The following is a 10,430-nucleotide window of genomic DNA, read 5'->3' on the forward strand; positions in this document are numbered from 1 at the left end:
GCGGCGATTTCGCCCCCGGACTCCACGTGCGACCTGTTCAAGGGCCCTTTTTCTGTCCTTCATGGGTTTTTGGGCCTCAAGCACGCCGCGGGGCTTTCGCGGTGTGGGCCGCTTTCAAGGGCACCTTTTGGAGAAAAGTCCTGAGCATGAGGAAAAGAGCCTATCGGGAAGGGCTGCTTTGAGCTTTCTTCACAATGCCCAGAGGAACGATACACTGTTCCAGAATTTTTTCTTTCGCCCACTCCACACCGCGATGGCGGTGTTCCTGGTGGATGGCCACCAGGGTGGCGGCCCGGCTGTGAAATGTGGCTTTTGCTTGGTTGCGCGCGTTTTCGATTAGGTTCCAGTCGTGGGATTTTTGAAATCGGTGAAAAGCCCCGAGGATTTCCGGAAACATGAGCCGAGTGAAGGGCCTGAGGAACGCCACATAAAAGGCCAGAGCCGCTTGGTTTTTCTCGTTGATGATGTGGCGCAGAAGCCCCATGTCGTCGGTGTCGGCGCACAGGTCCTTGAGCACCCTGGCATAGATTTCGATCGGTGTATTGGGGTAGGTGGCCACGATATCGTGCCAGAGATGACCTCGAAAGGCGTCCTCGTGAACTTCGCCCAATTCATGATAGATCCATGTGTGGAGTTGGTTTCGGGCGATGGTTTGGAGCGCGTCGGCATGCTGGCCCGGGTGTCGGGCCACCTGGGCCACATCCAAGCCGTAGGCGGCAAAGGCGAAGGTGAGTGCCGAACGCGCGGAGGGCCTCATTTCAAAGATCTGATCCCACAGAAAGGAAAGCATGGGTTGGCGGCGAATGTAAATGCGGGTTCCTTGTCTCATGGCCGGCGTCGCAAAGACATCGCGAACCGTTTCCTTTTCCACACAAAAGACCACGGCGCCGTCCATTTCCTTAGTTTCTGTAATCTTTCCGAGAAAAAAAGTGGGTCTGAGTCCTTCCACAAACCCCGCACCGTAGACCAGGCCCGAGCCGGCCAGATAGGCGTTGACGGCCTCCACATCAAAGGGATCCACCAGCGAGCCGTCCAGCATTAAGGGGCGAAAATCTTTTTCCATCCACGGATCCCAGGAGGTTTCCCTGTGTTCGATCCATTCCATAAGCACGGAAGGTTCCGGTTCGGTCCAGGGCAAGAGGCCTTGTTCCCACTTGTACAAATCGCGCAGGCGAAGCACCAGGCCGCACAGAGAAAAAGTGCTGGCATAGTTGGCTTCGGCAATGAGGCAATTGGTGAAGACCTGTTCATGCAGAGTGCTGAGGTTTCCCATGGGCGTGCTGCTCTATGTTAATGTTTTCTGTCCAAGGAGCGTTTCTGACAGTTGGCTCTTGCTCTGGCAGTCAAAGCCTGCATGTGCCGGCCGTCTTTTCAAAAAGACGGCCGCTGCTCAACTCACATCAGTATAACTCTCGAAGGCCGCTTCTTCGAGAAGAACTTTTCGTGCCCTATTGGGACCTCATGAGGTGCACGCGCCGTATCGAGCTTGATACCCAAGAGACGGCCTTGAAGGATAGGGGCCAACAGGGCGAACGATGGGCAGAGTGATGCCCATGGCAGCGGTCTCTACGTTTGGAGACCATTGAGGAGAGTATGGCATGATCCATGACGCGGATTTTCAAAGGGTGCTGCAGGCCTTTGGGCTGCTGTGGCGCGGTTACCGAAAGGTGCGAAAGGGGGCGAAGCGGCGTTTATACGCCTTGATGCAGGCGCGGGGAGTGGCTTCGGTGTCCGATCTTTTAGAGCGCTGTCTTTGGGACGGGGCACTCAGCGAAGACGTCCGGCGTGCTCTGGCGGTTTCCATTAGTCGATTTTTTCGAGACCAAGAGCTTTGGCATGTTTTGGAAACGCATGTGCTTCCCGGCATCGTGGGCTGGAGCGGCAACACGGTTCGCGTCTGGTCGGCGGGATGTGCACGAGGCGAGGAAGTCTATAGCTTGAAAATGCTGTGGCACGAACAGGTGGCTTTGGGTGTTGTTCGAGCGAAGCTGGAGTTGTGGGCTACCGATTTTCATTGCCGATTCCTGGAAGCGGCTCAGCGTGGCGTGTATCAGCGCAGCAGCCTTAATGAGGTGTCAGCGGAACGTCAAGCGGCCTGGTTTCATGAGCGAGGGGTGGAGTGCGTCGCCGTCTGCGATGGACTCAAGGAAGGCATTCTTTGGCGATGTCACGATGTTTCCGTGGACGCACCGCCCGCTCGGGGCTTTCATCTTGTGTTTCTTCGAAACAACCTTTTGACGTATTATGCACCGGCGGTGCAGCAGAAAGCTTTTGCCGCCGTGGTGGATTCCCTGGAAGAAGGTGGTTTTTTGGTTCTTGGCCGTCGTGAGAAGCCGCCTATGGGTTTATGGCCCCTGATTTCCTGTGCGGCGGATTCCCATCTTTTTCGAAAAGTGCCCTTTCTGAGCGATTTTTCCTGACGAGGAGGTTCTTGTGAAAGTTACAGCCTATGGTGCGGCCGGATGCGTGACGGGGTCGTGTTTTCTCATAGAAAGCGACAAGCGTGTGCTGGTGGACTGCGGCCTGTTTCAAGGCGGCCAAGCCATGGATGCTTTGAACCGGGAACCCTGGCCTTTTGATCCGGCCGATCTTCAGGCGGTGTTGCTCACCCATGCCCACATCGATCACAGCGGCCGACTGCCCAAACTGGTCAAGGACGGCTTTCACGGGCCCATCTACACCACAGTGCCCACCGCGGCCCTGTGCCGCATTCTTCTTCTGGACTCCGCGCATATTCAGGAAATGGAGGCCGAATGGAAGACGCGCAGGCATCTGAGAAAAGGCCACCCACCGGTGTCTCCTTTGTACACGACCGAAGACGCCGAAAAGGCGATCGCGCTCCTTCAGCCTGTCTCCCAGGACCAGTTTCTCACCGTGTCCGAAACAATGCGTGTCAGGTTTCGAAACGCCGGCCACATTCTTGGATCTTCTATTTTGGAACTGTGGCGGGGTGATCTCAAGGATGGCCTCAAGATCGTCTTTTCCGGAGACATCGGCCGCAAGGATCAGCTGCTTGTCAAAGATCCGCAGCCCATTTTTGAAGCCGATGCCTTGTTTATCGAGTCCACGTACGGAAACCGACGGCATCGCAGCTATGAGGAGAGCGTGGCTGAGTTGGCCGAAGCCGTTCGCTACAGCTATGAACATGGTGAAAAGGTTTTGGTGCCCGCCTTTGCTGTGGAGCGCACCCAGGAGATCCTTTACGTCCTTGGACAGTTGTTCCGGGAAGGCTCCATTCCGCGCCTTCCCGTGTATCTGGATAGCCCTCTGGCCATTGCTGCCACGGAGATCTTTCGCCAAATGGTCCATGAGTTCGACGAGCAAACGCAAGAGATCATTCACCAGGGCCATGATCCTTTCCATTTTCCGGAACTTGTCTTTTCTCGAAGCGCACAGGATTCGCAGGCCTTGAACGAACTGAAGGGACCTGCCGTCATCATTGCCGGCAACGGCATGTGCACGGCCGGACGGATTCTCCATCATTTGAAACACAATCTATGGCGTCGGGGCTGTTCCTTGGTCATTGTGGGGTATCAGGCGGAGGGATCCCTGGGGCGGCGCATCATTGAAGGGGCAAAAAGCGTCAGGGTTCTTGGGGAAGACATCATGGTGCGGGCCAAAGTCTTTACCATTGGTGGGTTTTCGGCCCATGCGGACCAGGAGGAGCTTCTGCAGTGGCTTTCCCATTTCACCAACCCGAAGCTGCAGGTGGTGGTGATCCATGGCGAAAAGGAAATCGCCGCCTCCTTTGCTCAGATGGTTCGCCGGCGATTGAAACTAGAGACCACCGTGCCCGAACTGGGACAGACCCTGTTTTTTGACAAGGCCGCCAAGCCCACTGTGGTGCCGGAGGTGGCACGTTCCCGCTGGGATGAGGTCCTTGCCGTGGTGGAGGCTCGAGTGGCCCAGGCTCGCCGTGGTTTGGACGTATGGGCGGAACGGCTGGATGCCGATGGCAGCGAGGAGCTGGAAGCGGCGGTACGGGTTTTTATGCGCACCTTGGAGCGGTATGCGGGAAAAGCCTGAGAGGGTGAAAAGGCTTTGCCGTGCAAAGGAGGGAGCCGTGCAGGGGAAGATGGAAGAGTGGCTGCAAGATCGCGAACGCAAGATCTTGCAGGACCATGTGGCGCAGGCCCTCGAGAGTGTTCCGGTGACGTGTCGGGATGCCGTGCGTGAGGTTCTTTTGCAGAAGGCGGAACTGCGCCGTTGGGAGCACGGGGGATCCTATGCGGTGTTTCCCTTTGAAGAGGGGTGGCTTCCTTTGGATCGGGCCGTTTCGCGCCTTGTGGAGGCGTGGTGTCGAGAGGGCTGAGTTGTGGACGTGGAAAGAAAAGTGGGCGACAAGGTCGTGGTGCTCGTCCAAGGCGACATCACCGAAATGGAAACGAATGCCATTGTCAATGCGGCCAATGGACAATTGGTCTTGGGAGGTGGCGTGGCCGGCGCCATTCGCACCAAGGGAGGGCCTGAAATTCAGGAGGAATGTTAACGCATTGGTGGAACCTCCGGGGGGAGCTGTCGTCACCACCGGCGGGCGTCTCAAAGCCCGTTGGGTTATTCACGCCGTGGGACCTCGATGGGGTGAAGGTGACGAGGAGGAAAAACTTCGGCAGGCGACCGTCAACAGTTTGCGACGCGCCACGGAAAAAGGTATGCGCTCTGTGACCTTTCCGGCCATTAGCACGGGAATTTTCGGCTTTCCCAAGGAACTGTGCGCAAAGATGATGCTGGAAACCGTGCTGGATTTCTTGGCCGGGAAGGAAACCAGTGTGGAGCGGGTGGTCTTCTGCCTTTGGTCGTCGGAGGATCTGAGCCTTTTTCAGGAGACCTTGCGTACCCTATGAGGCGTCAAGCGGTGAAGGCTCATCATCCAAGGCGGCTCAAAACATGCTGGGTTCATCTTCGGGCGAAAGCAAGGTCACGGTGGAAAGCAGGGCTTCGTAGTCGGCGTCGGCAAGGGGGACAAGGCCTGCGGACGGGGCAAAGTGCATGATGGAACGGGTGCGGGGTTCGAAAACCTTGCCGGCTTGCAGCCTGGGCTGCGGGATTCGGTATCGAAATCCGAGCCCCAGGTCCAGGATGAGGTCCAGGGATTCTTCCTCTTCCAAAAGAGCGACCATGAGGGTGTTGTGGACAAAGGCACGGCCCCTCAGGTGTTTTGTGCCCAAGGTGTCTTTGTAGACTTCCAGGATACCTTCGGTGAGTTCCAGGGTGCGCTTCTGTGGCGTGAGCAGATAGGCTGCTTCGATGAGGTACGTGCCTTCTCGAAAAGGAATGGATGAGATCATCGCCGGCTCCCGCCCGCGCCGCGGGCTCAAGATTTTACGGGTTGCTCATAGGGCTCTGGAAGCCTGTCTGAGAGCGTTGGGTGAAAGCTCTTGCGTCCACATCGAGTATGTCCGCATCTGTGTTTTCAGACGTCTGCGAACATGCGGACCGGTAGGGGCCGGTTCCTTCGAGGCGAATCGCTGGGCGAACCCGTGGCATCAAAGGGAGGCGCTCCTGCGCGTCCGGACATCTCCAGTCCGCATCCGCGTGGTTCGACCGCGGCTGAAAGGCGTTCCTCTGTACAGCGTGGACGCCGGCAAGACTCCATCGGCGCGCATGACCCCTCGAAGAGCATGTTCTGACGAGCTTCGAGGCCGGATCATGAACAACTTAAAACAGCCCAAAGCCCTTGGCAAGCGGAGCCGGTTTTCTTGCGCTGAGAACATGAAAAAATCCCTGGGGCTAGGGCTCAGGAAATGGAGGACACCGTGGACAATGGAGAACTCAACCGCATTCTCAACGCTCTTCGGGCCAAGTACCGCACGGAAACGGTGGAACTGAAGATCGCGTCGGACACTCTTCGAATTCTGCAATTGGCGGATTTTGAAGACTACGTGGGGGAATTGGCTCAGAGGGAATACTTGACCCTGGAAGATCTTCCATTGTGGGCCAAGGTCTGGGAAGCGTCTTTCGTCATGGCGTCCTATTGGGCCCATCAACCGGTGGTTCCACACCGCCGCATTCTGGAAATCGGCACAGGCATCGGCGTTCTCGGGGTCTACATGGCCAGTAAAGGGCATCGGGTCACCCTTTCGGACATCAATGAGGATGCGCTGCTGTTTGCTCGAGCCAACGTCCTTTTGAACAGTTGCGAACAATGGGCCGATGTACAGCGGATCGACTGGAACGATACCTTTCTCGGTCAACCCTACGACGTCATCGTGGGTTCGGAAGTCGTCTACGACCGAGCCACTTATCCGGCACTGGTGCGATTCTTGGATCAGGCCCTGGTCTCCGGCGGCACCATCTTTCTTGCCAAGAACACCCAGCTCCAGGCCCCGGGCTTCTTTGCGGAACTCGTGACCCGGTTTGCCTACAAGGATAAGTTCATTCCCTTTGAAGGCCATGACGAAATTTCCGGCGTTGCCCTTTATGCCATACGCCGTCGTGGAGAGACGACCCGCTCAAGAGCCTAAGAAATAAGGGGACCGGCATGAAAGAATCGGTGGTCAGGCCCGTTTCCATTCTTTCGACACGAGGGCTCATACCAGCGGTGGTGCACGGTCCCTGTGAGCCCGCGGGTAGGGCGAACGAGCCCCCCGGTGTGGTCCTCTGTTGCCATGGGCTGTTAAGCGCCAAGGACAGCTTCAAATTTGTGGGCATGGCCGAACACCTGTCCCAAAAAGGGCTCTGGGCCGTGCGGTTTGACTTTACAGGTTGCGGCGAAAACACGTCACGGTTTGGGGCAAGTCTTATGGAGACGCGTCTGGATGACCTGCGGTGTGTGGTGGCGTGGGCTCGATCGACTCCCGGGCCATGGGGCGGTGAAGCCGTTTTGGGTCTTTTTGGATCCAGTCTTGGAGGGTTTTTAAGCTACGCCTTTGCGGGGCTTTTCCCAGGCGTGGTGCGGGCCTTGACCCTGTGGGCTGCGCCGGCTTGCCTGCTGGAAATAGCCACCGCTGCGAAGCCGCGGCCTTTGTTTCTGGAGCGCGCGTGGCCGTTCGAGCTGCCTTTGGGAACGCCAAATCCCGTGGACGGTTTTCCACCCGTTCCCAACGTCCTCATCGTTCATGGCACAGGCGACGAACTGGTGCCATGGCATCACGCCGTGGATTATTATCGCTGTGCGGCGGAGGAAAAGCAGCTCATGCTCTTGGAAGGTGTCGATCACCGTCTGAGCGATCCTGAGGCTCGGGCCATGGCTTCAAAAGCGACGGTATCCTGGTTTGTCAGGAAACTTATGGCGCGTGGGTGAAGTGCGGAAAAGCCTCAAGGTGGCCGACATGGGTGAAAACGTGGGGTCGTGACGCGGGCGCCTGCGGCGTCGCGGGGAGAGCGGTCCCCTTTCTGGAGCGGAAAAACGTGCCGCTGCACGAATGGATTCATAAGGATTTTGCGGCCATTGACTTTGAGACGGCGAGCCCCGAGCGCAATAGTGCTTGTGCCGTGGCTTTGGTCATGGTCCAGGGAGGGGGCGTCGCTCATCGCGCCTTTCGACTCATTCGCCCGCCGACGTCGACATTTCGCTTTAGCCATATCCATGGAATCACGTGGGCGGATGTGCGCCATGAGCCCACTTTTGGAGAAATCTGGCCCGAACTGATTCAGCTTGCAGAAGGCGCCGCATTCTTTGCGGCTCACAACGCGGCCTTTGATCGATCCGTGTTGCGCGCCTGTTGCCAAACCTATAAGCTGACCATACCGCAAACGCCTTTCGTGTGCACCATGCAGTTGGCTCGCCGTTGCTGGCGCCTCTATCCGACGAAACTTCCAGACGTGTGCCGTTACCTTGGAATCGACCTGCAGCACCACGATGCGGCTTCCGATGCCGAAGCCTGCGCTCGCATCGTCCTTGCCGCACGAAACCCCGCCGCGTGAACCAAGCATCATGCCTGTGGGCAGTATAAAGCCGAAAGGTTTCGGACATGGGCATGATGCGGCGAGCTTGCCGGTCCTTGACATGGAAGGGATCGGCGGCGATGGTTCCGCAAGAGCATCCTTTTTATGAATCTTGATGGGAAAAAGCCATGGGGGAAATTATTCCTCCCTACGATGTCGGCCGTGGCGGGGGCTCGGGCGGCTGGGTGATTCTGATGGTGCCGGACATTGCTTTGGGGAAAAAGATTCTAATACCGGACCTGGCAGGCTGGAAGAAGGAGGGGTTTCTGCTGCAGGAACCTCACGACTGGATTTCCGTGGTTCCTGACTGGGTCTGCGAAGTGCTTTCTGCTGCCTCGGCTGTCCGCGACCGTGCGGTCAAGATGCCCCTTTACGGCCGATACGGTGCAAAGCACCTTTGGCTCTTGGATCCTGACCTTCACACACTGGAAGTCTTCGTGCTGGAAAACGGCCGTTGGGTGTTGGTCGGAGTTTTTGCTCAATCGGCAAAAGTCAGGGCCGAACCCTTTGTGGAACTGGAATCGGACCTGTCCGCGCTCTGGCTGGTTTGACCGTTCAGGCCGTGGTGATCCGTGGACCGCCCAGGAAATACTCGGATCGAAGCATTTCGCGATCTTTTGGGCTTCCTTGAGCAGCTCATCGAACGGCCCATTCCCGCGGCTCGCAAAACCAAGGCGCCGATCCTTTTGCCCTTCCACGAGTTTATCATCCACAAGGGGCCGGTGCGTTTCCCGAAGCCTGTCCGTGAAGGCCTCTCCCCTGGCCTTTGCGTAGGATCGCATGTTGACAAGGAGGCATCGCGTTCTCGCGATCCGCGAACTTACGAATGCGCTGGAGGATGTTCCTCCGATGCCACGCGTTCGCGCCGAGGTGCGTTTCGAACAGACCGGTTCCTGTCGGTCTGCACGTCACGGATGGCCGGGCAGCCATTCCGGATGAAGTGTGGGCGAGTGAATGCTCGCTCCGCAGACCAGAACCTTGAATAAGATCCTCCCACAGGCTGCTCTGGAACGCCTCGCAGAAGGTCGATTTCCTGCTAAATCTGCTCGTAAGCCTTTAAAATTGTTCGGCGCTTCACGGGCTCAAATGAATTCTCTGGCGGCATGGCGAATGCGGATGGGTGGTGTCAAATGTGAATCCGGCTGGTCGCACAGGCGTGACATGACCCTGAGCGCACTCGAGCGGCATCTGACAAAGACAATACGCCGACGATGTTTTCTTCACGATCCTCGTAGACGAAGAGTCGGTGGATATCGCTGAAAATCATGAGGCGAATGGCATCTTCCAGGGCCGAGTTTGAGAGGCAGCCGAACACAGTTGGGGTCATCACGTCTCGAGCAGGGCTCTGAGGACTTACCCCACGCCGATAGGCCACGACCAGATCTGTTTTCGACACGACGCCTCGGGGGACTCCCGCAGCGTCCGTCAACAAGAGGGCTCCAAAACGATGCGCCGCCAGAGTTTCCATAACCCCATAAAGCGGTGTGTCTAGAGGAAGGGATGTGACTCCCGGGGTCATAACTTCAGAGACTCGGTATCTGACAATCTCCTCGACGGGGTCGGCGGCAGGCCGGCGGCGCAGGCTGAAATCGCAGTGCCTGCAGACCCGATAAAGCAGGCCGACGATATCCGGATAGGCTAAAAGGCCTTCCACCGGGGCATCTTCCTCCGTGCGCACAAAAAGGCGGTACACACGCTTCTCACGCATGATTTCCAAAGCTCGAGATAGGGGCATGTTGGGAGAACAAAACAGCGGAGGGCCGTTCATGATGGTTTCTAGCGGCGCATCAATGGGGATTCCAGCATAATAGGCGCCCATGATGTCGGTTTTGGAAACCACACCTGTGGGTCTGCCCTGCCCGTCTACAACAAGGCATCCACTAACCTTGTACTTAATGAGCGCATTGATCGCCGACCCGATGGTGGCATCTTCTTGGCGGTAAATCACTTGCCGCCGCATGGCCTGGCCGACTCGCACGCGACCCAATGTGTCCTTAGGGGCGCTGTGAGCCATGATCGCCTTTCCCTACTGGGTGGTGCCTTCGTAAGAGAGACGCTCCAAAAGGTCGTAGAACAGATCGGATATGTAAATGATTCCTCGAATTTGTCCATTTTCCAGAACGGGAAGGCGCCGTATGTGCTTCTTGATCATGAGGTCCATGACTCGCAAAATATGGCTGCTGGGGGTTGTTGTGACCACCTCGGTGGTCATGATGTCTCCGACGCGTACCGATTTGGCTTTTTCACAAGCCATATCCATGATCCCCTTGACGTCGATGTCATCCATGTCTCCCCAGATGTGAATATGTTTCGGGCGCATGTATAAAAGAATGTCATACATGGACAGCATTCCAATCAACTGACCCGTATCGTCGGTGACCATCATGCCGAAGATTTTGCGCCCCTTGGTGCTGGCTCGCCGAAAAGCCCGCACGGCCTCGCTTAAAGGAAGGTCGGGCTTTAAGGTGTCGTACTGTGTGTCCATCAATTCCCCAGCTGTTGCCTTCATGGCGACTCCTCATGCTGTTGAAGAGGGAATCCTC

General features: G+C 57.1%; 13 protein-coding genes. 9 read left to right on the top strand and 4 right to left on the bottom strand.

Annotated features, from left to right (window positions below; genetic code table 11):
- Positions 1-160: 160 nt before the first annotated feature.
- Positions 161-1,273: an Sfum_1244 family protein gene (locus ACUVSA_RS14065; protein ID WP_445895290.1), complete on the bottom strand. Its 1,113-nt coding sequence runs from the start codon at positions 1,271-1,273 to the stop codon at positions 161-163.
- Between the two features lie 325 nt (positions 1,274-1,598).
- Here ACUVSA_RS14065 and ACUVSA_RS14070 point away from each other — a divergent pair, with 325 nt between their 5' ends.
- From ACUVSA_RS14070 to ACUVSA_RS14090, 5 genes are read left to right on the top strand one after another with little or no spacing between them, the layout of a single operon-like run.
- Positions 1,599-2,420 carry a CheR family methyltransferase gene (locus ACUVSA_RS14070; protein ID WP_445895291.1) on the top strand — a complete coding sequence of 274 codons (822 nt, stop codon included), beginning with the start codon at positions 1,599-1,601 and terminating at the stop codon, positions 2,418-2,420.
- Positions 2,421-2,433: 13 nt separating this feature from the next.
- Complete coding sequence (locus ACUVSA_RS14075; protein ID WP_445895292.1) at positions 2,434-4,026, top strand: MBL fold metallo-hydrolase RNA specificity domain-containing protein; 1,593 nt, start codon at positions 2,434-2,436, stop codon at positions 4,024-4,026.
- Positions 4,027-4,063: 37 nt separating this feature from the next.
- Positions 4,064-4,312, top strand: coding sequence for a hypothetical protein (locus tag ACUVSA_RS14080; RefSeq protein ID WP_445895293.1), 249 nt, complete (start codon positions 4,064-4,066; stop codon positions 4,310-4,312).
- A gap of 3 nt (positions 4,313-4,315) precedes the next feature.
- Positions 4,316-4,489 (top strand): macro domain-containing protein, encoded by a 174-nt coding sequence (locus tag ACUVSA_RS14085; RefSeq protein ID WP_445895294.1) that lies wholly within the window; start codon positions 4,316-4,318, stop codon positions 4,487-4,489.
- 7 nt (positions 4,490-4,496) lie between these two features.
- A complete protein-coding gene (locus tag ACUVSA_RS14090; protein WP_445895300.1) occupies positions 4,497-4,844 on the top strand; it encodes a macro domain-containing protein in 348 nt (115 codons plus the stop codon).
- A gap of 36 nt (positions 4,845-4,880) precedes the next feature.
- On the opposite strand, the gene ACUVSA_RS14095 is transcribed toward ACUVSA_RS14090, so the two are convergent.
- The gene (locus ACUVSA_RS14095; RefSeq protein WP_445891515.1) at positions 4,881-5,288 is read right to left on the bottom strand and encodes a hypothetical protein; all 408 of its coding nucleotides are present in this window, start codon (positions 5,286-5,288) and stop codon (positions 4,881-4,883) included.
- Positions 5,289-5,744: 456 nt separating this feature from the next.
- Between ACUVSA_RS14095 and ACUVSA_RS14100 the strand changes: the two genes are divergently transcribed.
- The 4 genes from ACUVSA_RS14100 to ACUVSA_RS14115 all read left to right on the top strand — a co-directional run bounded on the left by ACUVSA_RS14100 (position 5,745) and on the right by ACUVSA_RS14115 (position 8,438).
- A complete protein-coding gene (locus ACUVSA_RS14100) occupies positions 5,745-6,464 on the top strand; it encodes a class I SAM-dependent methyltransferase (RefSeq protein WP_445895295.1) in 720 nt (239 codons plus the stop codon).
- A 17-nt stretch (positions 6,465-6,481) separates the two neighbouring features.
- Positions 6,482-7,243, top strand: a complete 762-nt coding sequence (locus ACUVSA_RS14105) for an alpha/beta hydrolase family protein (RefSeq protein ID WP_445895296.1) — start codon at positions 6,482-6,484, stop codon at positions 7,241-7,243.
- 32 nt (positions 7,244-7,275) lie between these two features.
- Positions 7,276-7,866: a 3'-5' exonuclease gene (locus tag ACUVSA_RS14110; RefSeq protein ID WP_445891518.1), complete on the top strand. Its 591-nt coding sequence runs from the start codon at positions 7,276-7,278 to the stop codon at positions 7,864-7,866.
- A gap of 149 nt (positions 7,867-8,015) precedes the next feature.
- A complete protein-coding gene (locus ACUVSA_RS14115; RefSeq protein WP_445895297.1) occupies positions 8,016-8,438 on the top strand; it encodes a Uma2 family endonuclease in 423 nt (140 codons plus the stop codon).
- 575 nt (positions 8,439-9,013) lie between these two features.
- Here ACUVSA_RS14115 and ACUVSA_RS14120 read toward each other — a convergent pair.
- Positions 9,014-9,901 (bottom strand): CBS domain-containing protein, encoded by an 888-nt coding sequence (locus ACUVSA_RS14120; protein ID WP_445895298.1) that lies wholly within the window; start codon positions 9,899-9,901, stop codon positions 9,014-9,016.
- A gap of 12 nt (positions 9,902-9,913) precedes the next feature.
- Positions 9,914-10,396: a CBS domain-containing protein gene (locus tag ACUVSA_RS14125; protein ID WP_445895299.1), complete on the bottom strand. Its 483-nt coding sequence runs from the start codon at positions 10,394-10,396 to the stop codon at positions 9,914-9,916.
- Positions 10,397-10,430 lie beyond the last annotated feature (34 nt).

It is taken from the genome of Desulfosoma sp., assembly GCF_052743555.1.

Excerpts from the sequence above, each read along its gene's own strand:
- ACUVSA_RS14125 (WP_445895299.1), bottom strand. The coding sequence starts at position 10,396 with ATGAAGGCAACAGCTGGGGAATTGATGGACACACAGTACGACACCTTA.
- ACUVSA_RS14120 (WP_445895298.1), bottom strand. The coding sequence starts at position 9,901 with ATGGCTCACAGCGCCCCTAAGGACACATTGGGTCGCGTGCGAGTCGGC.
- ACUVSA_RS14095 (WP_445891515.1), bottom strand. The coding sequence starts at position 5,288 with ATGATCTCATCCATTCCTTTTCGAGAAGGCACGTACCTCATCGAAGCA.
- ACUVSA_RS14100 (WP_445895295.1), top strand. The coding sequence starts at position 5,745 with ATGGAGGACACCGTGGACAATGGAGAACTCAACCGCATTCTCAACGCT.
- ACUVSA_RS14105 (WP_445895296.1), top strand. The coding sequence starts at position 6,482 with ATGAAAGAATCGGTGGTCAGGCCCGTTTCCATTCTTTCGACACGAGGG.
- ACUVSA_RS14070 (WP_445895291.1), top strand. The coding sequence starts at position 1,599 with ATGATCCATGACGCGGATTTTCAAAGGGTGCTGCAGGCCTTTGGGCTG.
- ACUVSA_RS14115 (WP_445895297.1), top strand. The coding sequence starts at position 8,016 with ATGGGGGAAATTATTCCTCCCTACGATGTCGGCCGTGGCGGGGGCTCG.
- ACUVSA_RS14065 (WP_445895290.1), bottom strand. The coding sequence starts at position 1,273 with ATGGGAAACCTCAGCACTCTGCATGAACAGGTCTTCACCAATTGCCTC.